This window comes from Sphingobacterium sp. UBA7855, assembly GCA_002500745.1.
GTDB lineage: Bacteria > Bacteroidota > Bacteroidia > Sphingobacteriales > Sphingobacteriaceae > Sphingobacterium.
In genome coordinates this window covers 250,475-275,774 of record DLST01000017.1, presented here as the reverse complement: position 1 = coordinate 275,774, position 25,300 = coordinate 250,475, and the positions used below count along the sequence as shown (strand labels likewise).

Annotated in this window: 20 protein-coding genes; 10 read left to right on the top strand and 10 right to left on the bottom strand. The window is 39.9% G+C overall.

Features of this window, described 5'->3' with window-relative positions; genetic code table 11:
- Nucleotides 1-451 (top strand): hypothetical protein (locus B2107_RS16440; protein ID WP_293956736.1); only part of this gene is annotated, 451 nt, incomplete at its 5' end.
- A gap of 230 nt (nucleotides 452-681) precedes the next feature.
- Nucleotides 682-1,494, top strand: a complete 813-nt coding sequence (locus B2107_RS16435; protein WP_293956735.1) for a lytic transglycosylase domain-containing protein — start codon at nucleotides 682-684, stop codon at nucleotides 1,492-1,494.
- Nucleotides 1,495-1,596: 102 nt separating this feature from the next.
- Here B2107_RS16435 and B2107_RS16430 read toward each other — a convergent pair whose 3' ends face one another.
- A complete protein-coding gene (locus B2107_RS16430) occupies nucleotides 1,597-2,250 on the bottom strand; it encodes a LolA family protein (protein WP_293956734.1) in 654 nt (217 codons plus the stop codon).
- A gap of 1 nt (nucleotide 2,251) precedes the next feature.
- Nucleotides 2,252-4,987, bottom strand: coding sequence for an FtsK/SpoIIIE family DNA translocase (locus B2107_RS16425; protein WP_293956733.1), 2,736 nt, complete (start codon nucleotides 4,985-4,987; stop codon nucleotides 2,252-2,254).
- A 273-nt stretch (nucleotides 4,988-5,260) separates the two neighbouring features.
- On the opposite strand from B2107_RS16425, the gene B2107_RS16420 reads away from it, so the two are divergent.
- Nucleotides 5,261-5,770, top strand: a complete 510-nt coding sequence (locus B2107_RS16420) for a GNAT family N-acetyltransferase (protein ID WP_293956732.1) — start codon at nucleotides 5,261-5,263, stop codon at nucleotides 5,768-5,770.
- A gap of 126 nt (nucleotides 5,771-5,896) precedes the next feature.
- Here the strand turns inward: B2107_RS16420 and tyrS are convergent, their stop codons facing one another.
- Nucleotides 5,897-7,180, bottom strand: coding sequence for a tyrosine--tRNA ligase (gene tyrS, locus B2107_RS16415; protein WP_293956731.1), 1,284 nt, complete (start codon nucleotides 7,178-7,180; stop codon nucleotides 5,897-5,899).
- Nucleotides 7,181-7,283: 103 nt separating this feature from the next.
- Here tyrS and B2107_RS16410 point away from each other — a divergent pair, with 103 nt between their 5' ends.
- Together B2107_RS16410 and B2107_RS16405 are read left to right on the top strand one after the other, a co-directional pair.
- Nucleotides 7,284-7,967, top strand: a complete 684-nt coding sequence (locus B2107_RS16410) for a hypothetical protein (protein ID WP_293956730.1) — start codon at nucleotides 7,284-7,286, stop codon at nucleotides 7,965-7,967.
- A gap of 79 nt (nucleotides 7,968-8,046) precedes the next feature.
- Entirely contained in the window at nucleotides 8,047-9,741 is a 1,695-nt protein-coding gene (locus B2107_RS16405) for an amino acid permease (protein ID WP_293956729.1), read from the top strand.
- A gap of 73 nt (nucleotides 9,742-9,814) precedes the next feature.
- Here B2107_RS16405 and rlmF read toward each other — a convergent pair whose 3' ends face one another.
- Entirely contained in the window at nucleotides 9,815-10,726 is a 912-nt protein-coding gene (gene rlmF / locus B2107_RS16400; RefSeq protein ID WP_293956728.1) for a 23S rRNA (adenine(1618)-N(6))-methyltransferase RlmF, read from the bottom strand.
- A 77-nt stretch (nucleotides 10,727-10,803) separates the two neighbouring features.
- Nucleotides 10,804-12,750 carry a KUP/HAK/KT family potassium transporter gene (locus B2107_RS16395; protein WP_293956726.1) on the bottom strand — a complete coding sequence of 649 codons (1,947 nt, stop codon included), beginning with the start codon at nucleotides 12,748-12,750 and terminating at the stop codon, nucleotides 10,804-10,806.
- A 259-nt stretch (nucleotides 12,751-13,009) separates the two neighbouring features.
- Here B2107_RS16395 and B2107_RS16390 point away from each other — a divergent pair, with 259 nt between their 5' ends.
- Entirely contained in the window at nucleotides 13,010-13,444 is a 435-nt protein-coding gene (locus B2107_RS16390) for a T9SS type A sorting domain-containing protein (RefSeq protein ID WP_293956725.1), read from the top strand.
- An 88-nt stretch (nucleotides 13,445-13,532) separates the two neighbouring features.
- On the opposite strand, the gene ispG is transcribed toward B2107_RS16390, so the two are convergent.
- Together ispG and B2107_RS16380 are read right to left on the bottom strand one after the other, a co-directional pair.
- The gene (gene ispG / locus B2107_RS16385; RefSeq protein ID WP_293956724.1) at nucleotides 13,533-15,539 is read right to left on the bottom strand and encodes a (E)-4-hydroxy-3-methylbut-2-enyl-diphosphate synthase; all 2,007 of its coding nucleotides are present in this window, start codon (nucleotides 15,537-15,539) and stop codon (nucleotides 13,533-13,535) included.
- Between the two features lie 45 nt (nucleotides 15,540-15,584).
- Nucleotides 15,585-16,535, bottom strand: a complete 951-nt coding sequence (locus tag B2107_RS16380) for a LiaI-LiaF-like domain-containing protein (RefSeq protein ID WP_293956722.1) — start codon at nucleotides 16,533-16,535, stop codon at nucleotides 15,585-15,587.
- Nucleotides 16,536-16,781: 246 nt separating this feature from the next.
- Between B2107_RS16380 and B2107_RS16375 the strand changes: the two genes are divergently transcribed.
- The 3 genes from B2107_RS16375 (at nucleotide 16,782) to B2107_RS16365 (ending at nucleotide 19,296) form a co-directional block, all read left to right on the top strand.
- Entirely contained in the window at nucleotides 16,782-17,516 is a 735-nt protein-coding gene (locus tag B2107_RS16375) for an MlaE family ABC transporter permease (RefSeq protein ID WP_293956721.1), read from the top strand.
- Nucleotides 17,517-17,525: 9 nt separating this feature from the next.
- Nucleotides 17,526-18,284: an ABC transporter ATP-binding protein gene (locus B2107_RS16370; protein ID WP_293956720.1), complete on the top strand. Its 759-nt coding sequence runs from the start codon at nucleotides 17,526-17,528 to the stop codon at nucleotides 18,282-18,284.
- 106 nt (nucleotides 18,285-18,390) lie between these two features.
- Nucleotides 18,391-19,296, top strand: coding sequence for a class I SAM-dependent methyltransferase (locus B2107_RS16365; RefSeq protein WP_293956719.1), 906 nt, complete (start codon nucleotides 18,391-18,393; stop codon nucleotides 19,294-19,296).
- Between the two features lie 88 nt (nucleotides 19,297-19,384).
- Here the strand turns inward: B2107_RS16365 and B2107_RS16360 are convergent, their stop codons facing one another.
- From B2107_RS16360 to B2107_RS16350, 3 genes are all read right to left on the bottom strand, one after another.
- A complete protein-coding gene (locus B2107_RS16360) occupies nucleotides 19,385-21,163 on the bottom strand; it encodes a hypothetical protein (RefSeq protein ID WP_293956718.1) in 1,779 nt (592 codons plus the stop codon).
- An 83-nt stretch (nucleotides 21,164-21,246) separates the two neighbouring features.
- On the bottom strand, nucleotides 21,247-22,089 hold the full coding sequence (gene purU, locus B2107_RS16355; protein WP_293956717.1) for a formyltetrahydrofolate deformylase: 843 nt from the start codon (nucleotides 22,087-22,089) through the stop codon (nucleotides 21,247-21,249).
- A gap of 39 nt (nucleotides 22,090-22,128) precedes the next feature.
- Nucleotides 22,129-23,982, bottom strand: a complete 1,854-nt coding sequence (locus B2107_RS16350; protein WP_293956715.1) for a DNA topoisomerase IV subunit B — start codon at nucleotides 23,980-23,982, stop codon at nucleotides 22,129-22,131.
- 167 nt (nucleotides 23,983-24,149) lie between these two features.
- Between B2107_RS16350 and B2107_RS16345 the strand changes: the two genes are divergently transcribed.
- Nucleotides 24,150-25,298 carry an SPFH domain-containing protein gene (locus tag B2107_RS16345; protein WP_293956714.1) on the top strand — a complete coding sequence of 383 codons (1,149 nt, stop codon included), beginning with the start codon at nucleotides 24,150-24,152 and terminating at the stop codon, nucleotides 25,296-25,298.
- The last annotated feature ends 2 nt before the right edge of the window (nucleotides 25,299-25,300 follow it).

Sequence of the window (25,300 nt, the reverse complement as noted above, 5' to 3'; positions counted from 1 at the left end):
GAAAGAACGTTCTGATCTGTCAAATGATCTTGGACCGTCATTTCTGTCGGTACGTTTGAAGTTATCTCTTTTGTCAAAAGAACGCTCTGATCTGTCGAATTTATTGAAGGAATCTTTTTTATCAAAAGATGTTGAAGAATTATTTTTATCAAATGGACGCGATCCTCTACCGAATGATTTTTCTGAATTATCTTTTGAACGGGAGGAATTATTATCTTTTTGGAATGATGGTCTGTCTGAGAATTTTTTAGATCCGAATGATCTATTTTCACGATTATCATCTTTTCTGAAAGATCCTCTTTCAGAAGAGTCGTTTGACCCGTATGATTTTTTTCCGAAACTATTGTTCTTGTCGCCTCTAGATTTGAAGCTGTCTGAGTTGCCTCGTGACTTTCTGGAGTTGTCATCACGACTGTTCCTTTTATTGCTGAATGGCATTGTGTTTTACTAAAAATGTGAACTGCAAAGTTAGGTATAATTTTGGGTTTTGCGAAAAAATCCTTATCTTTTTGTCTTTTGCTGAATTTACTTCATTTTTAGGCTAAAAAAGCCGCCTTAAAGGGAGTAGGAGGTAACTATTTGTTTTTTAAATAAATAGTGTTTACCTTTGTACCCTTGAATTTGAACCAAGCTATTTTTTGATCGATTAGACTCGTGGATAGGATAGCATTAAGGGAGTAAATGATAAGAAAGAAAGTTTTATGTAGTAGCGTAATTTTGTTTGCTTTATTGCTGTCGAAATTATACTCAACCCCACACAACAACGCTTCGAATGAAGGTAAGATCGCCCAATCGAAGCTCATCTTAATTCCAGCTCATTCTGGAAAAGATGACGAGAAGAAAGAAAAAGTCAATTCGTTGGAATCTTATATGAATTCCTTGACATTTGCCGAAGATTCCTTACCTATGGATCGTCCGCTTGTGGAAAGTAAATTGCGCAAATTTTTCAATCGATTCTCGTTTAAAAAGACAGGATCTTACGATATGCATAGAAAGGCAGAGACCTATTTACCAATGATCGCTAAGATCCTTAAATCACATGGTATTCCGGAGGACTTTAAGTACATTCCATTGGTGGAAAGCGGACTTAGTAAGGCTGTAGTCTCCTCTAAGGGGGCAGGTGGTTATTGGCAATTTATGCCCGCAACAGCCCGTTTGTATGGATTGCGAGTCAATGGTAAAGTCGATGACCGGAAAGATCTTGTTAAATCAACGCATGCTGCTGCCAGGTACCTTAAATATCTGTATGCCCAATTTGGAAACTGGACTTTGGTGGCTGCTGCATACAATGTCGGTGATGGTAGTCTAAAGGGCTCCATCAGGAGGCAAAAAAAGGATGACTATTTCGCGTTGAAGTTGAATAATGAAACGGGTTCGTATGTATACAAGCTTGTTTCAATGAAGGAAATTATTGAACATCCGCAGAAGCATGGCTATTCGCGTTATGCGAATAAAGAATTGGAAACCTTAGATCAGGAACCGAATATGCTGTAAAATCAGCTGAATTACAATAATGCCTGCAGTGCAATAGAAAAGGCTTTNNAAAGCCTTTTCTATTGCACTGTGTTTTTTAAGTCGTATATGGTCGAAGCATTTTTATCTTAAATCGACTATATCGAATCCTTTGTAGTCATTCTTGTTAAATACGAATAGATTATCTGAAAGTGCCTTATTGCCCTGTTGTGATGCTAATGTATAGGTATAGCGGTTTCCACTTTTATCAAATATAGTGGTATCGTAGATCAAATTTGTTGCTTTATTGATGCGCAGCTTTATCTTTGAATAGTTTTTTTTGCTATCCACTGGCGTTAAATTCACGACATTCAATGTAAGTCCATTGACCTTTTCGGCATTGGTCAATGTATACTTAAAACCAGTCGTATAGAAGCTAAAGATATTTGTTGCGTTGATCTCATTGGTCGAATTGCTGGCTTCTGAAATTTCAACTTCTTTTTCAGCTTTCATGATATTCCACTGTGTTTTGGCGTCTGATATCAATACTTGATTTTTGGTGTTCACCTGATATTTGTTGTTAGCCTTGTCCAGGTATAGGGTTCCAGCATCTGTATGTGATCCTCCGTTCGCTTGTTTAATAAGCAATGAGAAGTTGGCCTGTATTGTTTTGTATGTATTGTACTTTTGGCTCACTTTTGTCAATAGCGCCTTAGCAGCCGCATCATTTTGTGCATAACTGTTTTGACTGTATATCATTAATAGCAGCCCTACAATAAACCATAATTGCTTTTTCATTTTAGTTGTCCTTTTTTAACGTCTCCAAAAATTGTTCTAATGAATACTCATCTGGATAGAGCACTTCGCGTGCTTTACTACCTTCAAATGGACCTACAATTCCTGCAGCTTCCAATTGATCGATGATTCGTCCTGCTCTGTTATAACCCAATTTTAATTTACGTTGGATTAATGAAGTTGAGCCTTGCTGATGCATGACAATCAATCGGGCAGCTTCTTCGAACAATTGATCGCGGTCTTTGGGGTCGAAATCTGTACTACCAGAACCATCACCGTTTTCATCTACGTATTCTGGAAGCATAAATGCCGAAGGATAGCCTCGTTGTGCACCGATGTAGTCGGAAATCTGTTCAACTTCAGGTGTATCGACAAATGCACATTGAATACGTATCAGATCACTTCCCGTAGCCAGCAGCATATCACCTCGACCGATCAACTGATCAGCCCCGCCTGTATCTAGAATAGTCCGTGAATCGACTTTTGATAAAACACGGAATGCAAGACGAGCAGGGAAGTTGGCCTTAATTGTACCGGTAATGATATTAACAGATGGTCGCTGGGTCGCTATGACCAGGTGAATGCCCACTGCACGGGCTAATTGGGCCAAGCGCGCAATTGGTGTTTCTACCTCTTTTCCTGCTGTCATCATCAAGTCGGCAAACTCATCAACAATAAGAACGATATAAGGTAAGAATCGATGACCCTCTTCAGGGTTTAATCGGCGATTGATAAATTTTGAATTATATTCCTTTAAATTACGTACCTGAGCATTTTTTAACAAATCATAACGCTGATCCATCTCTATACACAAGCTATTTAGTGTGTTAATTACTTTTTTAGTATCGGTAATGATGGCGTCTCCGTCATCAGGTAATTTCGCAAGGAAGTGCCGTTCAACTTTTTTGAATAAAGAGAGTTCCACTTTTTTAGGGTCAACGAGTACGAATTTGAGCTCAGCCGGATGTTTTTTGTACAGCAAAGAGGTCAGAATGGCATTAATACCGACTGATTTACCTTGGCCGGTAGCACCTGCAACCAAGAGGTGGGGCATTTTCGCTAAATCTGCAATATACACTTCATTGGAGATTGTTTTACCTAACGCAATAGGCAGATCCATTTCTGTTTTTTGAAACTTCTCTGTAGCGAGTACCGATCGCATGGATACCATCTCCGGATTGGAGTTTGGTACTTCAATACCGATAGTTCCTTTTCCGGGCATAGGCGCAATAATACGGATGCCTAAAGCAGCAAGACTTAAAGCAATGTCATCTTCTAGATTCTTGATTTTTGAAATCCTTACCCCTGGTTTTGGTATAATTTCATACAAAGTTACCGTTGGTCCGATGGTTGCTTTAATGCTTTCGATCTCAATGCTATAGTTTCTCAGGGTATCAACAATCTTGTTTTTGTTTGCTTCGAGTTCGTGTTGATTGATTGTTATTTTACCCCCACCATAGTCTCTCAATAAATCCAAAGTTGGGTGTTGATAACCCGAAAGATCCAATTTTGGATCATATTGTCCGAATTGCGCCACAAGGTCGCTGGCGGTAATTTCTTTTTCTTCTTTGATATCTTCGACAACCAGACCTGGCACTGCTTCGATTTCGAGTGATGTTTCAGGTTCTTTTTGCGACGGAGTCGCTACAGCTGGCGGTTGGTATTCACGTATTAGCGGTACCTCCGCGTCTTCGAATTCTTCATTCGGCTGGTCAATTGTAAAACTGATAGATGGTGTATGCTCTGTTCGATCCATCGGACTATCATCAAATGATAGTACCACTTTATCTTTTGGATCAATCTGTACATCAGGTATTGGTTGATGGGTAAATGCAGGGCGTTGACGCTCTTCTTGTACTTCCTTTTCGCGGGCAGATTGAAAACGCTCGTTGATGGATGTCGGCCGTTGGATGGATTCCCGTACAGATTGGATGGAATCATCTTCGATATGAATTTTGTTCCTTAGGTTTTGTGTAGCGTATTCATCTTCGTCCTCCTGATCTATATCTCCCGAAAACGAACTGGATTTTCTGTTGCTGAAAAGAACAAATTTGAAATCTAGGTTGTATAATAAGATTAATGTGGTGAGGTATGCAAAAGCTAATATACAGCCAACGCCGACAATGCCAACTTGTGCTTCCAATAATTTATTGGTCCAAAAGCCAAATTTACCCTCGAGCATATGCGGAGTGTCGGCCATAAATCCATGTAAGAAGCCCAGTGTTACGGAAATAAAAACGATGGCAATAAAGGAATAGACCACAGTACGGTACAATGGTAGCAAAGATTTTTTAAACAACAAGCGATAACCTAAAATAAAGATTACTGGGATAAAAAGAAACGATGCGACGCCAAACCATTCGTACATGAACTGGTTGGCAAGCAATGCCCCAAATTTCCCTAATTTATTATCGACAACAGGTAGATCCACCGCTTCGTCATTAATCTCTTCTACAGACCGGAATAATGTAGACCAGCCGCCATTGGTTTTAGCGATATAACTTTGATCGTCTTCCCAGGTAAATAGATACGAAACGAAAGCTGTGGCAAAAGCCAATGAAAGCAAGATCAATAAAATTCCTAATATCTTGACCGCTTTTTGCTGTGCATCAGAATAATCTGTTGGCACAGTGTTTTTTAGACTTTTTTCTTTTTTTAATGTTGTCGATTCCTTTTGAGAGGCACGTTTGCCGGAAACTGAATTTCCTGTCTGCCTAAATGTATTTCCTTTGTTTGACATTGAAAAGCTCACAATTATACTGCTTACAAACTTAGTTATTTTGATAGTATTTAAGGATTCCTATGATCTATTATTTTAAGTTTGTCGTTTTTTATGCATGAATAAATTTAGATGTCGCTAAAAAGCGTGATAGGTATAAGGACTAGCAAATACTATGCCCTGCAAATGGGTCGGATAAAAGAATGGTGAATAGCTGTAATGGATTGTCGTACTTTCGATATTCTTGGAGTTGCAGTAAAATATGTAGTTTTACGAAAAAATACAAGAGATAGCATGAACACGTTTGAGATACGTAAAGCGACATTAGCTGATAAAGAACGAATTTGGGAGATCATACAGCAGGCGATTGCCTTGAGGAAGGAACAAGGCAGCAGGCAATGGCAAGATGGGTATCCGAATGAGGATGTCGTACAATCGGATATTGATAAAGGATATGGCCATGTCGTTGAAGTAGCGCATAGGATTGTAGGTTATGTTGCAATAATTTTTGATGTGGAGCCTGCTTATGATGATATCGAAGGGGAATGGTTGAGCAATGGTCCCTATGTCGGTATACACAGACTTGCCTCGGCGCAGGATCCCCATATAAAGGGTCTGGGAACGGCTATTATGCTGGGGGTTGAGGAGATTGCAATTGATCATTCGGTTTATAGTATCAAGGTAGATACTAATTTTGATAATGGCGGTATGTTGCACGTGTTTCAAAAATTGGGATACCAATATTGTGGTGAGGTGCATTTTAGAGGTGCGTCACGTAAAGCTTTTGAAAAACTATTAAAATAAAATAACCAGACCTATTTTTTTAACGGAATAAAAATGGCTTTGGATTGCGTAAAAAAGTCCCTTTTGATTTTTTCAAAAGGGACTTTTTTATGTTTATGGATTATTAAACCAGGATATTGCTGATCACTAATCTGCGATAATCAGGTAATAATTCTTTTTACCGCGTTGTGCAACAATATATTTATTGTTTAGCAGATGATTGATGGTAATGGAGGCTTCAATATCCGTAGCTTTTTCTCTATTGATAGAAACTCCCCCGCCTTGCAGCATTTTTCGGGCTTCGCCTTTTGAAGGGAATACTTGAGTCTGAACAGCCAGTAAATCAAGAATATTGATGCCTGTAGCGAGATCTGTACGAGCGATCTGGAATTGCGGAATACCTTCAAATACTTCCAGAACAGCCTCATGATCTAAATTGTCCAAGAATTCCAACGAACCATTTCCAAAAAGAAATTCAGAAGTTTTGATCGCTGTTTCATAAGCTTCTTCCGAGTGTGTGCGAATGGTGATATCTTTTGCCAATGCTTTTTGAACTAAACGTAAATGAGGGGCAGCATCATGGTCTGCAATAATAGCCTCTATTTCGTTTTGAGGTTTTAGCGTAAAGATTTTGATCCAGTTTTTAGCATCATCATCGGATGTATTCAACCAAAATTGGTAATATTTATACGGAGAAGTTTTCTTTGGATCTAGCCATACTGCCCCAGATTCTGTCTTTCCAAATTTTTGGCCATCCGCTTTTTTGATCAATTGTGTGGTGATGGCATAGGCTGTTCCTTGATCCTGACGACGAATCATTTCACTTCCTGTTACGATATTACCCCATTGATCGGACCCACCCATCTGAATTTTGCAGTTGTGGTGCTTCCATAGGTAATAGAAGTCATATCCCTGAATCAATTGATAGGTAAATTCTGTAAATGAAAGACCATTGTCGCCTTCTAAACGTTTTTTTACAGAATCTTTTGCCATCATATAGTTAACGGTAATCATTTTACCAATATCACGGATAAAGTCCAAAAATTTAAAATCTTTAAACCAATCGTAATTATTAACCATTTGGGCATCATTTTCACCTTCTCCAAATTCGAGAAATTTGCCTAACTGTTTTTTCAGACAAGCTACATTATGCTGTAGGGTAGCTTCGTCCAACAAGTTACGCTCTGCAGATTTGAAAGAAGGGTCTCCAATCATCCCCGTTGCGCCTCCAACCAAAGCCACCGGCTTATGGCCCGCATTTTGGAAGTGGATCAATGTCATGATTTGAGTTAAGTGTCCTACGTGTAGAGAGTCTCCTGTGGGGTCAAAACCGATATAACCAGCGACTTTCTCCTTATTTAGTAAGTCTTCAGTTCCCGGCATAATGTCTTGTAACATGCCTCTCCAACGTAATTCTTCTACAAAGCTCATTGTTAAATGGATTTAATTTTTTAATTTACAAGATGCAAAGATAGGAGATTAAGCGTATATTGAGCGAATAAATCCGTATAAAACCACACGCTAATAAGCTGGTATGAATTTTTTATCACATTTTTATTTTGAGCGGTTTGCCACTAACCCCGAACGTATTGTAGGTGGATTGTTACCCGATCTATTAAAGAATGCTGATAAATCTTTTATGCTAAAGCCTCGTCAGTATGAAGATGAGCTTTTGAATAACCCTTTATTGGAGCAAATGTATATCGGTTGGAACCGTCATATTGAAGTGGATCGACTTTTTCATAATTCAAACTATTTTTTTCATCATACCCATCAGCTCAAATTACAAATTCAGCCTAGTTTGGTGGGAATGCCTATCCGGCCTTCCTTTATGGCACATATTGGCCTAGAGCTTTTGTTGGATCATATACTCACACAAAAGAGCGCTGTTTCCATCGATAAATTCTACGCCGCGCTAATACATGTCAACCAAGATGCCCTGCGAAAGTTTTTGGCAATAAATCAACTTCATGACATTCCGAAGTTTGAAAAATTCTATCATCAGTTTATAGACTGGAAGTATATTTACGACTATGCGAAAATGGAAAAAATTGCAGGTGCGCTTTTCAACATTTGTAAGCGATTGTGGCATTTTGATGTTTCAGCCGAGCAAAGACATCTTTTGACAGAACAGCTAATTTCCTATTTGCATACACGGTTGGCCGATTATCAGGAAATTTACCAGTATATTCAATATGAGCTGATGGACTTTAGTTAGCCTATCAAAAAATACCAATAGTATAAGACCTTGAAAATATTTATTTTCGCATAATTTTAAGTACCAAAACTAAATTTACATGTCACATAGACTTTTTCGGAAGAAAAGTGTTGATCAGATTCTCCATGACACTCAAAAAGAGGAGGGAACAGGCCTTGCAAAGGTGTTGGGTGTAACAGATCTGGTTTCTTTGGGTATCGCCGCCATTGTTGGAGCTGGAATTTTTAGCACAATCGGACTGGCCAGTTATGAAGGTGGGCCTGCAGTATCACTTCTCTTTGTTTTTACAGCTTTTGCCTGTGTTTTTACGGCATTGGCTTATGCGCAATTTGCCAGTACAGTTCCTGTTTCGGGCTCGGCGTATACCTATGCTTATGTGGCATTTGGTGAATTGTTTGCCTGGATCATCGGTTGGGCATTGGTTTTAGAGTATGCGGTTTCGAATACGGTTATTGCGATTTCGTGGTCGCAGTATTTTGTTTCCATGCTGGAGGGCTTTGGTGTTCACATACCTCCTTGGTTATCCATGGCTCCAGGCTACGCGTACGATGCTGTGGACAAAATGAACCAGCATGGTGCGTCTGCCTTAACTGCAATCGATCAGCATGGGTTAGATGCTTTTAATAGCGCTCCACGAATCGGAGGGCTACCTATTATTTTCGATTTACCAGCGGGGGTCATTACATTTTTGGTCACATGGTTGGTTTATATCGGTATAAAGGAATCTCAAAAAGCGAGTATGATCATGGTGATGATCAAAGTTGCTATTATTCTAGCGGTAATATTTGGTGGAATATTCTTCATAAAGCCCGAAAACTGGACTCCTTTCGCACCTAATGGCCTTAAAGGTGTACTCGGAAGTGTTGCCGCTGTGTTCTTTGCCTTCATCGGATTTGATTCGATATCGACAACTGCCGAAGAGTGTAAAAACCCACAGCGCGACCTGCCTAAAGCCATGATTTATTGTTTATTGATTTGTACAGTACTGTATGTAGCCATAACCTTGGTATTGACAGGAATGGTCAATTATACAGAATTGAATGTAAAAGATCCGTTGGCTTTTGTTTTTAAATACGTCGGCTTTGATCATATGGCGGGAATTATATCCGTGACTTCCGTAATTGCCATCACTAGTGCCTTACTGGTATATCAACTGGCTCAACCAAGAATCTGGATGACCATGAGCAGGGATGGTCTGTTGTGGAAGAAATTTGCAACGATCCATCCCAAATATAAAACGCCTTCTTTCGCTACGATCGTCACGGGGTTGGTGGTAGCCATCCCATCGTTATTTTTTAAAATGGACTTCTTTGTGGATCTGACGAGCGTGGGTACCTTTTTTGCCTTTATCCTTGTTTGTGCAGGCGTATTGTATATGGACTATTCCGGCTTATCTGCAAAATCGAAATTTAAGGTTCCTTATATCAACGGTAAATATGTAGTGGGTGGTGGACTGTTGATTGCTATTGTGCTCATTTTTATATACGGCCAGGGAACGGTACAGGAATGGAAATCGCTGTCGGCACTTGAAATTATAGAACATAAAATGCTCGTCATTATATTTTGGCTGATTTGGCTCGGGCTAAGTGTTTACAGTTTCAAAATGAGCTTTTCTTTATTGCCTGTCGTTGGTATCCTGATCAATTTGTATTTGATGACGGAATTGGGGGCTAGTAATTGGATTATATTTGTGATCTGGCTCGTGGTCGGCTTGGCTGTGTATTTTATGTATGGCTATAAGCATTCTAAGTTAAACAAGTTGACGGAAGTATAACAGCTGAAATCTTATTCAAAAAAGGAGCTATTTTTCGTAAGATAGCTCCTTTTTTATATCCTGTATGTCGTTATTAGAATCTCCATAGGAGGATCCGACTTACTTTGTTGCCTTGTTCCATGCGGATTACCTCAGTCTCTTTTACATTTATTTTTTTTAGTTTGTGCTGTAAAAAGCGAATATCTTCACGATGTGCCACTAAGGTCGTGAACCATTTTACTTGATCTTTGTGGAACTGGCTTTCAAAGATCATGCGTGACAGAAAGGCTTTTTCACCACCATCGCACCATAATTCGCTTCCCTGTCCAGAAAAAGTTTGTGTCACCGGTTTTTCGTCTATTTTAGCATCTTTTATACCAGTAGTTTTGCGGATGGATTGTTGTAAAGCTTCGGTTTGAGAGCTAAAAAACGGCGGGTTACAGATCACTACATCGTATTTTTCACCTGGAAGGATGATATCTTTGAATATGGCCTTTGGATTATTTTGCAGGCGTATTTGTATGCTCTTTTTTAGGCTCATGTTTGTCCGTGTTATCTCGATAGCATTTTTATATGCACTCTTGATAATTTCGGAACCTACAAAGCTCCAGCCATATTCCTGATGACCGATGATCGGGTAAATACAATTGGCTCCAACACCGATATCGAGGATATGAATATTTCCGCCTTTTGGAATTTCATTGTTGTTGTCGCGCGCAAGCACATCGGCGATATAATGAATATAATCAGCGCGGCCGGGAATAGGAGGGCAAAGATTCTCTTTGGGAATGTCCCAGTGTTGAATGTGATAGTATTTCTTTAGAAGCGCCTTGTTTAATGTCTTCACGGCATCAGGATTGTTAAAATCGATGGATTTTACATTGTAAGCGTTTGCTATTACAAATTCCTTGAGCGAGGGTTCTACTTTGCTCAGTTCTTCAAAATTGTAGTTATCGAGATGTCTATTTCTAGGATGTAATTTCTTTTTTGGATTAGCGTCTGCCATGATGTATTATTTGCAACAAAAGTAATGCAATTCTATTGAATAAAAAAGGTGATGCTTTAGCATCACCTTGAGAAGTATTAATCTTTTCGTATGAGATGGACTTCTGAAGTCTGTGGAAAATTGAGCGGTACGCGCTCTATGGTAACAAAACTAGAATCCAAACCAAAACCTTTTTCTTCGGATAAGCTCATTTTTTTGAGGTAACCATAGATGTCCATAATAACCTTTTCTATCCAAGTCATCTGATTGGTTTTGGAAAGTACTTTTTCTAAAACAACAAATTTAAAATCGCCTGGTATATTATGTTTACGTAAGGTGTCGTACTGACTAGTGATGTCAATTTCACCTTTTTTCACCATTTCTTCCACAACTTTTCTAAACAATAAACTGATGCGTTGCTCTTCTCTAAAACCAAGTTTGAAATCAATTCGTATTAACTTCCCAGGGATAAGTTGATCGATCGAATATTCTTTGGTGTGTGGATGATCCATCACGTCAACATGTACCAGCCAATATACGTCGGCCCGCTTTGGTTTTTTATTTATAATGGAATAAATAATTTTAGCTTCTATCTCTGATTTAAAATTTGCGCTTGTTAGGTACACCAAATGTGATGCATATGGTGGCACAGATTTGTCTTCACTTAATTCTGAGATGATGGGGTAATATTTGTTGATATTGATAAAGTTGACATAGCGATTTTTAATTTTTCGCGCTGTATACCAACAGTACATTGTTACGAATAATGCCGTGGCAAGCATCAGGGTTAACCAGCCACCATGAGCAATTTTTACCCCATTTCCTACTAAGAAAGTTAACTCGATGACAAAGTAGGCGATCAAGAATATAGCAATCACTGCACGATTGACTTTTTTCATCGACAGAAAATAACCCATTAAGACCGTCGTCATCAAAACGGTTAGATTGATAGCGAGACCATAGGCTGCGTCCATTCGGCTGGATTCTTCGAAAACCCAGATGACAATCATACAGCCTATCCATAAAATTAAATTGATGGAAGGAACATACAGCTGTCCTTTATGTTCGCTTGGATAGCGGATAGCAACTTTAGGCCATATATTCAATCGTACTGCTTCCGAAATTAAGGTGTAAGATCCGGATATCATGGCTTGACTCGCTATGACAGCAGCAATTGTCGCTATAGCGATACCGTAGCCGATAAACCAATCGGGCATGATCGAATAGAATGGGTTTGATCCACCTAGAACACGTCCCTCTTGCGTCAATAACCAGGCACCTTGTCCGAAATAATTTAATATCAGCGTGATCTTTACATAAATCCAGCTAATACGGATGTTGTTTTTACCACAGTGCCCCATATCCGAATATAAAGCCTCGGCTCCGGTAGTACATAAAAACACCGCGCCAATCAATAATAGCGAATGCGGGTAAGTAATCAGAATATGAAAGGCATAATAGGGATTGATTGCTTTCATGACTTCGGGTGCAAGGTGAAGATGGGATAAACCAAGCACGCCAATAATTGAAAACCAGATGGTCATCAACGGCCCAAAAACCTTTCCAACAACGGATGTTCCAAATCGCTGAATTATAAATAATAAGGATATGATTGTAACAACGATAGGAACTGTAGGTAATCCAGGGAATTTGATGTCTAGACCTTCAATAGCTGAAGATATTGTGATGGCAGGTGTGATCATTCCATCAGCCAATAAGGTGGCAGCACCGATCATCGCCGGGAAGATTAACCAAGGTGCGCGCTTACGTACCAAAGAATAAAGGGATAAAATGCCCCCTTCACCTTTATTGTCTGCCCGTAATGTAATCCAAACGTATTTAACGGTTGTTTGGAGTGTCAGCGTCCAAAAAACGCAGGATAGTCCTCCCAAGACCAGGTCTTTTTGGATGGCTCCTTGTCCCATGATTGCTTTGAAAACGTATAACGGGGAGGTTCCTATATCTCCAAAAACAATTCCTAAACTGATCAATAATCCGGCGAAACTCACCTTATTGATACTGCTGTGATGACTATTGTCTGCCATTTATCAAGTATTTTATTTCAAAATATACTGCAAAAATATACTTTTTGCCTGTACTTTAAGTAGGTACATTTGCTGCGCCAAATTTTAGCATTTCCTTTGACATGCGCAAGAGCTGTTAAAATTTGTTAAAAGAAACTTGGAAAGGCCCTTCTTGACAAAAAACTTTTAAACAAAATACTAACTTTGTTGTTGATAATTCAAATAGTTAGCGTTATATTTGATTAAACCGTAACCAGTATTTGAAGTCTAATTTAACACTATGGGGAGAAATCTACTTAAAGCAGCTTTTTTGACACTATTATCCGCACTGACATTGTGCAGTGGGGGGGCAAGGGTGTATGCAAAGTCTCCTTATGACCATACTTTTTCGCAACATATTTGGGACGGCAATGAGGCATTCGGAGGTGATAAAACGATCAAGGAAACAGAGAAACTGATCAATAATGTTAAGGTATTCTATAATCCAATTGCAGAGCAAATAAACCTTTCTTTTAAATTGGCAAAATCTTCGGGTGTTTCTATCAAAGTTATGGACGCATTGGGCAATGAGATTCTTCAATTAATGAATGGTAATCTGGATTCAGGAATTCAAAATCTTTCTTTTGAGCATGGCGGAAAATTAACCACAGGATTTTACTTCGTAAGGGTAGTGGCTGGTTCTGAAACTGTTGTTAAAAGATTTTCTATCCGATAAGGAGACAATTGACAAGATAATTCGTTAGTATACAAAAACAGCAGCGGGANNTCCCGCTGCTGTTTTTGTATAGCGTTTATTTGTGGCTTTAGTCTTGTAATTCTTCGATCCAAAGGCCATCATCTTTAATGATTTTGATCAATTCGTCCAAGGCATGTGCAGAACTCACATTTTTCTTGACAACCTGCTGGCCTCTATACAACGTAACTTTATCAGGTCCCGCTCCCACATAGCCATAGTCTGCATCAGCCATTTCACCAGGACCATTCACAATGCAGCCCATGATACCAATTTTTAACCCTTTTAAATGGTTCGTGCGGCTTCGAATCATCTGGGTAGTTTCTTGTAGATCAAACAAGGTTCTGCCACAACTTGGGCAGGATATATATTCTGTCTTGGATATTCTTGATCGCGTTGCCTGCAAAATTCCGAAAGATAATGAGGCTATGTTTTCCAATGCTGTTGCCGGTGAATCAATCCAGATTCCCGATCCTAATCCATCGATCAATAGCGCGCCTAGATCTGTCGATGCATAAAGCTGTATTTTGGAAATAGGTTCTTCGGGATTCATATATTCACCAATAGGGCCTGAGAAATCTTCTTTTGGATAGGAGCGTTTAATAATGACTGGATTGTTGATGCCTATTTCCTGCAAATTACGGAAAAATTGTCTTTGATCTGCCATCCCGTGCAAGTAATCGGTTTCCACTATAAATACGACAGTTTTGTCAAGCTGTAAAGATTCAAACAATGGGGTCAACAAATCTGAATTGCAGATTTTGACCATATTCAACACCGTATCTTTATAGTCCGCTGCTACAAATTGTGCTAAGGTAAAGAGGGGATGGATGTTGGTTTTATCAGCAAGTTGGAACCAAGTGTCGTAGTTATAAATCTGTTTCAGGTTGGCCGGCATAGTGAAAGACGGTAAACTATCTGCGAGATAAACAAAGTCTACAGACTGCTCGCCCATGTGATATTTATCCAATAGGATATCATAGCGATAGCCAACTTTGGTAAGTATCTGGGCGTCTTTCAAATTTTCTTTGGAGATATCAACGACAATCCTGGGAACTAAAGCCCCCCCGATGAATGTATTTACTTCTTCGCTGGTATAAGGGACAATGGGTGTGTCTGTGGATAGTTGAATAATTTCTTGTTTGGGCTGAAGCTCGAGGTTTGCCTGCCGTTTGCTATATCGATTGACAAGAGCTATTGCTACGGGGGCTTCGCGTTCGGGTTCTTCGGTTAACGATACGCGTACAGTATCTCCCAGTCCATCCTCCAACAGTGTTCCAATGCCGACGGCAGATTTCACACGGCCATCTTCACCATCTCCGGCTTCCGTTACTCCGAGATGTAGCGGGTAGTTCATGTTTTCGGAAACCATTTTTTCGACCAACAAACGGTAGGCTTTTACCATGACCTGCGGATTGGATGATTTCATTGAGATACAAAGGTTATAAAAATTCAGGTCTTCGCACATCCGGATAAACTCCATGGCCGATTCAACCATGCCTTCAGGCGTATCGCCATAATGGCTCATAATTCTGTCGGATAAGGAACCATGGTTGGTGCCAATGCGCATGGCTGTACCATTTTCTTTACAGATATTGACAAGTGGAGCAAATTTATGATAAATGCGCTCCAATTCAAGTTTATATTCAGCTTCGGTATACGACAGCTGATCGAATTTTTTCTTGTCCGCATAGTTTCCGGGGTTGACCCTTACTTTCTCTACGATACGGGCGGCTACCTCGGCAGCATTGGGGGTAAAATGAATATCAGCAACTAAAGGAACATTATATCCTCTTCGCCGGAGTTCATTCTTTATATTGGCTAAATTTTGTGCTTCTTTTATACTGGGAGCGGTAATACGAACGTATTCGCAGCCCGCTTCAACCATCCGAATCGTCTGTTCAACTGACCCCATCGTATCCATGGTATCTACCGTTGTCATACTTTGAATACGAATGGGATTATCGCCACCCATTGGAGTATCACCGATTTGAATTTCCCTCGTTTTCCATCTTGAATAATCTACCTTGGAATTGCAATAGATTCCAGGCAATGTCAACATATTACTTGTGTCCATATCTAACACAAAGTTAACTTTTCTTGACTAAAAATCGGCTGTCAATTAATATCTTCTAATTTTTATTGATGCAATACCACCGTTGATGTCAAAATCGAATTTTTGAGTAGCTGTGTCGTAATTTATCGATTTTGCTTCTCCTTCACTTTTAAGGAAATCGCCCTCATAATCTGTAGAGGATAACGCATTATCGCTTGTAATACGGCAGGCCGCATTTTTCGGAATCATGATTTCGATTGATGACGCTCCGGCGTCCATCGAAATCTTTGTTGTAGCCAGTGGCTGACCCAATTTTAGTTTTAAACTTGTTGCACCGGCATCGATATCTAATGCCTCTATTTTATAGGGGGAAAGATCCAGCTTGGCATCAATCGCGCCGACATCAAAATTCAGGTTCCATACGATGTTGGGGTTTAAAGCAATAAAAGTATTATTATTTTTGCTATTGAAATCCTTGTTTTGGAATTTCCCTTTTAAATTGATGTCAACTTTTTCGGTAGACTCTCCATGTACGGTTACGCCCAGTAAATATTCTTTTGAGGTATTATATGCCGAGAAGATCTGTGACGTCGTGCTGCTATCATTTCTTAATGAGGTGGCGCCTAAATCGAGATTCAAGGTAGCACTTTGGATTTTATTGTTCAGTGGTACGTTGAGCTTTTCCGTTGTATAATTCGTTTTATCATTTGGATCATCATTATATTTGACGCCAAGGGTTTTACTCTTTAATAGCTGTGTTAATAGTGGTTCCTTAGGTGTCGATAGGCCGATGTATGTCAGGAACCCTAAAATGACCACGGTAGAGCCAATGGCAACAAATTGTCCAACCTGTTGATCTTTGGGTACCAGCATACGAATTCCGGCAAGAACGATAAACAGCGGCCAATATCTAAAAATACCGGCCCAATTGAATGAAATTGTGTCAAGCTGTGACAATAATAAGACAACGCCTATAAAGAGAATGGTGATACCAGTTGTTATTCTTCGTGTATTCATAACTAATTCTGTTTGTTAATATATCTCAAAAGTAATTCGATTTGGGAGATACTGTATGAATGTTTAGGCTATTATACATAAAAAATCGGTAAATGTGACTAATTGATCGGTAAGTAATTTCGTTTTTCCATTACTTTTTGGCTTTTTGCTTGTTTATATATTACCGGGAATTAATTACCTTTAATGGATATCTCGGCTTAATATAGTCTTATAATTGACGTAATACATTGAAATTAAATAGATAACATGATCTTTCATCACATTGGTGCCTATCTCATACTCCTCAAATCAGTATTTAAAAGACCGGAGAAGGGGCGGATTTATTGGAAGGAAACCGTATTGGCAATGACCGATATTGGTATTGGCTCGCTCGGCCTTATCGTCATTATCTCCACCTTTATTGGTGCTGTTATGACCATGCAAATAGCCTTTCAGATGGTTTCGGACTTGATACCTAATTCGATTATAGGCTCTATCAATCGGGATTCGAATATCTTGGAATTGGGGCCAACGATATCTGGCTTGGTTTTAATGGGAAAAATTGGTTCGTCCATATCTTCACAGATTGGCTCTATGCGTGTTACAGAGCAGATTGATGCCTTGGAAATTATGGGGATCAATGCTCCTGGCTATTTGATTTTGCCTAAAATTTTGGCTGGTGTGACCATGATTCCGATGTTGGTTATTATTTCCATCGTGTGCGCCTTGGTGGGCGGCCTATTGGGGGGATCCCTTTCGGGAGCTGTTACGCAAGCAGATTATATTTTGGGGATTCAAGATGGCTTTAATGGTTTTACCGTAACGGTGGCACTTGTAAAAGCGGTGGTCTTTGGATTTATTATTACATCGATTTCTGCTTATAAAGGATATCATGTGAAGGGTGGGGCTTTGGAAGTTGGGCAGGCGAGCACGGAAGCTGTAGTGGTAGGCTGTATTACCATTCTAGCGGCGGATTATGTAATTACGGCACTAATGCTTTAAAAAGATTTTATGATTCAAATCGAAGATATTAACAAGTCGTTTGGTGATAATCATGTGCTGAAAGGTATCAGTGCGAATTTTGAACCCGGTAAAGTGAGTTTGATTATTGGTGGTTCGGGGTCGGGAAAGAGCACCTTATTGAAGTGCATCGTTGGGTTGCATCAACCGGAAAAAGGAAAGGTCATTTTTGACGACAAAGATTTTACTCGGATGAATTTTGAAGAACGTGTCCCCATTCGTAAAGAAATAGGTATGCTTTTTCAGAATTCAGCATTATTTGATTCGATGACTGTCGAACAAAATATTATGTTTTCTTTGGATATGTTTACGGACATGTCGAAAGCGGAGAAATTGGACCGGGCAAATCATTGTCTAGAACAGGTTAATCTGGAGGGACGGAATAAGCTATTTCCTGCCGAGCTCTCAGGCGGGATGAAAAAGCGGGTAGGGATTGCGCGTGCGATCAGTATGAATCCCAAATACCTTTTTTGTGATGAGCCTAATTCGGGTCTAGACCCTGAAACTTCTATTGTTATCGATGAGTTAATTTTGAAGATAACTCAAGAATTAAAATGTACAACAGTTGTTGTTACGCATGATATGAATTCTGTAATGGGAATAGGGGAATATATTTTGTTTCTTTACCAAGGGGCGAAGTTTTGGGAAGGGTCCAATAAGGATATGATGCGCTCGGATGTGAAAGAATTAAACAACTTTGTCTTTGCAAGCCCATTGATGAAAAGTGCTAAGGCCTCGATGGGCGAATAACGGGTGAGATTATTGTTTTAGTGTGTCCGATTTTAGGCGCTGATCGGGGTTAGGATCATGCAGATTTCTTTTCTATTGAAATTTAGCTTAGTTTTGTCGGAAAATTTTGATTTTGGCAGCAACAAATATACAACTATTGACTCCACAGCATTGGAGAGACTATGAACTCATTGATTGTGGTGATTTTGAAAAATTGGAACGCTTTGGTGATTTAATTCTGGTCAGACCTGAGCCTCAGGCTGTATGGCCTAAGGCGTTGAGTGAAGCAGATTGGAACAAACGTTATCATATCAAATTCAAAGGTCGTTCGGCTACTTCTGGAGAATGGTTGAAGAAAAATCCGAAGGTTCAGGACCGTTGGCACATCGAATATAAAAATAGCGATGTGGCTATCAAATTTAGGTTGGGCCTGACATCTTTTAAACACGTCGGGATATTTCCGGAACAGGCTGTAAATTGGGACTATATTTCAGAATCTGTTCGTTCATTTAAGACGGAAAAACCGAAGGTTCTCAATCTTTTCGCATACACGGGAGGAGCATCTTTAATAGCGAAAGCTGCTGGTGCGGATACAACTCACGTGGATTCGATTAAACAGGTTGTGACCTGGGCGAATGAAAATATGGAAATTTCCAACTTGGATAACATTCGTTGGGTTGTTGAGGATGCGTTAAAGTTTGTAAAGCGTGAACTGAAAAGAGGTAATACCTATAATGGAATTATTTTGGATCCACCAGCTTATGGACATGGGCCGAAAGGTGAGAAATGGAAATTGGAAGACCACATTATGGAAATGATGACAGAGGTTGTTCAACTATTGGATCCTCAAGAACATTTCTTGATTTTAAATACCTATTCTTTAGGTTTCTCTTCGGTTATTGTGGAAAATTTAATTAAGACTGCTTTTCCGAAGGTTGAAAACTTAGAAATAGGCGAGCTATTTTTACAAGCAACTGCAGGTCCGAAACTTCCACTTGGCGTATTTGGTAAATTCCGTAAGATAGCGAAGTAATACGGTCAAAAGATTTCTGATAACAAACACGGGGCGNNCGCCCCGTGTTTGTTATCAGAGACAATTGTTTTAATATGCATCAGGCGCATTACATATGGATATCCTTCAACCGTAGCGATGCGAGTTCCAGCTGCTTTGGGATGGCTGCAATGATGTTCTGCGGGATATGTGATAAGTGTTGAGCTAGCTCATCATAGTAAGCAATCCCAGCTTGTAACTGCGCTTTAAATTTGGCTACATACTTTACCTTTTTATCATTAATGATGTTTTGATTATCTGTTACATATTTTTGAATATGATCAATGTACAGGTTGAGTTCGTTGATCAGGACAAATGGGCGATTGTTATTTTCAAAGACTGAGATACGGCCATAGATATGATCGATCATTTCCCGTAAAGTGTATTGTTTTTTAAACCAAACAAGATTTGGACCCGGACAAATGGCGACGGCGGTCTGTTCTTTAGTCTTCTGGATATTGTATTTAAGATAGGCAGGTGCTGCGAGTCCTTCACAAAGACAGGTCTTTTCGGTAATGGCCTCAAAAGCTTTTTCGTATTCAGCAGCAGACAGGTTTTGTTGTTTTAGTTCCTGTATCTTTTGATGTTGATATACGCGTGATGCGGTGCAGATGGGCTTGTCACCGAACTCGGTGTTGGAAATAAGATACTCTTTTTTGCAGGGGCTTCCAGGGCGGCCTTTTTTAATTCGTTCTACTCGTAAGTGCTCAGCGCCACTTTTTCTAAAGTTGTTGAATGGAATGCCTAATGGAGATGCTCCACTGCAGTAGAAGTCTTCTTTTTCGGCAAGTTCCAATGTTTTCAACGTTTCTTGATCTACCGTAGTTGCTTCGGGTACCATTAGGAATGGAGATCCCCATCCTACAGCGTCAAATCCATAATAATCTAAAAAAAACTGATGTTCTGAAGCGGTACCCACCCCTCCTTGAACGGTATATTTGATAACGGGAGGTATGGTTAAAAAGCGCTTTTGAGCATTCCAATATTCTTGGTATATCTCGAAAAGTTCGGCTTTTAAACTTTCTTTCTTTTCTTTGAATTCTTGAAGGATTGGACCAAGAAGAAAGCCATCCGTTGCGAAAGCATGTCCACCACAGTTCAAACCGGATTCTATTCTGAATTCAGATACCCAAACCCCTCTTTTGGCGAGATATTTTGCCTGAATGAGTGCCGATCGGAAATCGCTTACTTTGAGTGTTACCTTTTTGTCGAACATACTTTCATTATCAGGGAAGAAAGCTGGCAATTCAGCAAGGTAAGCATATAGGTGTGGATTCATTCCAGCGGAAAGGATAAGCGAAGAATGAAGATTGGAATTTGCAAAGCCACGTAAGGCTGCTAGTGCATCCGAAAATCGCTCGTCTAATACCTTACCGTCTTTATAGTTTATCTTGTCAACTTTGGACATGATATTAACATCAATGTCACCCGGCTTTAGATAAGTGATCAATAAATCTTGGAGTTCGGTCTTAATGGCCAGATTTGTTTCCATCTCCATAGCGTGATACAGCGGCTTGGAGGGATGTGAATCTGGTAGAAGCTGAAAGTATTTTGCCAATTCTGAGCCTTTTGTAAAGGGTTGATGTTTTAAGGCTGTAATTTGTTTATTGACCACAAATTGTACCAGATTGAGGTATGCTGTGATTCTATTTGCCCGATAATCTTCTTCAGATGTGCGGATTGGTTGATAGGGGATTTGATATTCTCCACAGTAATAGCAGCGCATGCGCTCGATTAGTTCATCGTCAACGATAGACATCACGGAGGAGATTCCGTACTGTGCAACCTTAATTGCTGAATCGATCGAGAAAGCTAGGCCTAATACGGGGATATGAAAAGTATGCGTCATTCTTAAATATTTCTTTTACGAAAGAATGAAGAATAACGCTAAAAAAAAGTAATGATTGTTTTATGGGGATATGATTGTAATCACTATTCAAATACAATTGTTTTGTAGTCGTTGCGCATGACACGATCCTCGCTAAGCAGGCGAATTGCACGGCTTAAAACGGCTTTTTCTATTTCCTTTCCAGCAGTAACCATGTCTTTCACCGTGTAGGTGTGGTTGACATGCCGTATATCCTGGACGATGATCGGACCTTCATCAAGTTGGTCGGTCACGAAATGCGCTGTGGCTCCAATAATCTTAACACCTCTTGCATGTGCCTGTTTGTAAGGGTTGGCTCCGATAAATGCCGGTAGGAAGGAATGGTGGATATTCACTAATTTATTCTCAAAAGTTCCAACAAACGCTGGTGATAAGATTCGCATGAATTTAGCTAAAATGATATAATCGAAATGATATTGTTGGATTTGTGCTATCAGTTGTTTTTCGAACGTTTCCTTTGTCAGGTTTTCATGTGAGATACAGTGAAAAGGAATGTCGAATTTTTCTGTAAAAGAGCGTAGCGATTCATAATTGCCAATGACAGCCTGCACTTCGGCTCCCCAAGTTTCGAAATGCTGTCGTACAAGTATGTCTGCAAGGCAGTGATGCTCTTTGGTCACCAAGACAACAATCTTTTTTCGGGTATTGGGGTTGATCTGTATTTGAGCAGAGGGAGGAAGGACCTCAGCCAAGGAGTCGGAAAGCTGTTTTTGATCCATTACTAGACCGTTACAGACTACACGCACGAAGAATTTATTGGCTTCTTCATCTACATATTCGCGCATGGTGACAATATTGAGCTGATATTTTGCAAGCGTGTTTGAGATGTTGGCGACTAGTCCAACGGCGTCTTGACATTGGATCAAAATTAGGGTTTGGTTGTGCATGAAATTTGGTTGTAGGTTATTGAAAAAAAGCGGGCTATGTTAACCCGCTTTTTTTGTTAGTTCTTCTTCTAGGTCAACTTCAACACGTAGATTTTCGACGATATGTTTTTGTCTATCGGGCGTGTTTTTACCCATGTAATATTCTAATAACTGTTGAATCTTATTGTCTTTGGACAAGATAACAGGATCAAGGCGGATATCTTTTCCGATAAATAAACCAAACTCGGAAGGTGATATTTCACCCAGACCTTTGAATCGGGTAATTTCGGGTTTAGCTCCTAATTTTGCGATTGCTTTTTGCCGTTCTTCGTCGGAATAGCAATAAATTGTTTCCTTTTTATTGCGGACACGGAAAAGGGGCGTCTGCAAAATGGAAACGTGTCCTGCTTTAACAAGGTCTGGGAAGAACTGTAAGAAAAACGTTAATAATAGCAAACGGATGTGCATTCCATCAACGTCGGCATCGGTAGCGATAACGATATTGTTGTAACGTAATCCATCTAGACCATCTTCAATATTAAGTGCATGTTGCAAAAGATTGAATTCTTCGTTTTCATAAACAATCTTTTTGGACATTCCATAAGAGTTAAGCGGCTTTCCTTTTAGGCTAAACACGGCTTGAGTCTGTACGTCGCGTGATTTGGTGATCGAACCAGAAGCAGAATCCCCCTCGGTAATAAACAGTGTCGTTTCTTGGTTGCGTTCATTTTTATCGCTAAAATGCACTTTACAGTCACGTAGTTTACGATTATGAAGAGAGGCTTTTTTTGCCCTTTCGTTGGCCAATTTTTTAATACCCGCGATGTCCTTGCGCTCGCGTTCGGATTGCAGGATTCGTTTCTGAAGGGCATCTGCCGTAGCTGGATTTTTATGCAGGTAATCATCCAATGCTTTTTTTACAAAGTCATTAATGAAGCCTCTTACAGTCGGGCCTTCAGGACCGACACTTTGGGAACCCAATTTTGTTTTAGTTTGAGATTCGAAAACAGGTTCTTGTACTTTGATGGCGATTGCTCCGATGATTGAAGACCGAATATCCGATGCGTCAAATTCTTTTTTGTAGAATTCGCGGATCGTTTTGACGAGTGCTTCACGAAATGCTGCCTGATGTGTTCCCCCTTGGGTTGTATGTTGTCCGTTTACGAAGGAATAGTATTCCTCTCCATATTGTTGTCCATGTGTCATGGCAATTTCAATGTCTTCACCACGCAGGTGAATAATTGGATAGCGCATGGATTCGGCATCAATATTACGTTCCAATAAGTCTTTTAGACCATGCTCGGAAATAAATTTCTGATTATTGAAATTAATCGTAAGCCCAGAATTCAGGAACACATAATTCCAGATCATGTTTTCAACAAATTCTAGTCTGTATTTATAATTCCGGAAAATGGAGTCGTCTGGATAGAATGTTACCGCTGTGCCATTTCGTTGCGTTGTTTCTTTTTGTTCATCATTGACTAATTCTCCCTTAGCGAATTGAGCGATGCGGGTAATATTTTGCCGATAGGACTGTACGGTGAACTGACTGGACAAAGCGTTCACTGCTTTCGTACCGACCCCATTTAAACCGACGGACTTTTGGAAAGCCTTACTATCATATTTACCACCTGTATTGATTTTAGAAACAACATCAACAACAGAACCAATTGGAATACCACGTCCATAATCGCGTACGGAAACTTTATTCTCGTTTACCGTGATATCAATCGTTTTACCAGCTCCCATAACAAACTCATCGATGGAGTTGTCAACGACCTCTTTCAATAAAACATAAATACCATCATCATAGGCCGAACCGTCCCCCAACTTTCCAATGTACATTCCCGGACGAAGGCGAATATGCTCTTTCCAATCCAGGGACCTAATGCTGTCTTCGTTATATGTACTCATAAATTTATGTTGAACTTAGCTAGCAAAAGTAAAAAAAATAAACTACGATAAGTAGTCTAAAAGGCTAAATTTTTTAGATATCCCCAGTTTATGTCCAGATGATGAAAATTGCTGGTTTGCCGGGAAATGTTTACATTTAGTGTAAGTAATTTTAAAGCGAATAATTTATGGGATTATTTGATAAAATCAGGAATGAGTTTGTCGATATTATCGAATGGGTCGATAATAGTACGGATACAATTGTGTGGAAATTTCCAAGGTATCAGAATGAAATAAAAATGGGTGCACAATTGACCGTGAGGGAAGGACAGGCAGCCGTATTTTTAAACGAAGGTGTGGTGGCTGATGTCTTTCAACCCGGTCGTTACGAATTGACAACCCAAAACATGCCCATCATGACTACCATTAGGGGGTGGAAGTATGGATTCAACAGTCCTTTCAAAGCGGATGTTTATTTTGTGAATCTTCGTCAATTTGTTAATCAGAAATGGGGTACCAAAAATCCAATCATGTTGCGGGATCCTGAATTTGGACCCATTCGACTCCGAGCTTTTGGTAATTTCTCCTTTCAAGTGAAAGATGTTACCGTGTTCATGAAACAGTTGGTTTCAACAACACCGGTATTTACGGTTGAAGATATCACAGAACAGCTTCGAAACATTGCGGTATCGAGAGGGATGGATGCTATTGCTGAGTCCAAAATTCCTGCATTGGATCTTGCATCCAACTACGATGAAGTTTCAGCCTTGATACAGCAGAAAATTGGAGCCGATTTTGATGAGTTGGGATTAAGTTTAACGAAGTTTTTAATAGAAAATATTTCTTTCCCAGAAGAAGTTGAAAAGGCACTTGATAAGCGAAGTAGCATGGGCGTTGTTGGTAATCTTGGAGCATATGCTCAATTTCAAGCTGCTAATTCGATGGAGAAAGCTGCTGAGAACCCAACTAGTGGAGGGATCGTAGGTGCTGGATTTGGTGCGGGACTGGGAGCGGGAATGGTTGGTCAAATGGGAAATGTCTTTCAACAAAATAGTTTTGATGGAAACAATCCAACTGGAGTAGGGGGTGCAGGTGCTTCTGCTACAACAGCGGGGCCGCCGCCGCTGCCTAAAAGCGTAGCTTATTATCTCGCGATTAAAGGAAAACAGGAAGGACCGTTTGATCATGAACAATTGAGTAGCCTTGTCCAGGATGGCACGCTAAATACGGCTACCCTCGTTTGGAGAGAAGGACTTGAGAACTGGATTGAAGCTGATAAGGTGAGCGATTTGAAAGGACTTTTTTCACAGATTCCGCCTCCGATACCAGGAGTTTAGGA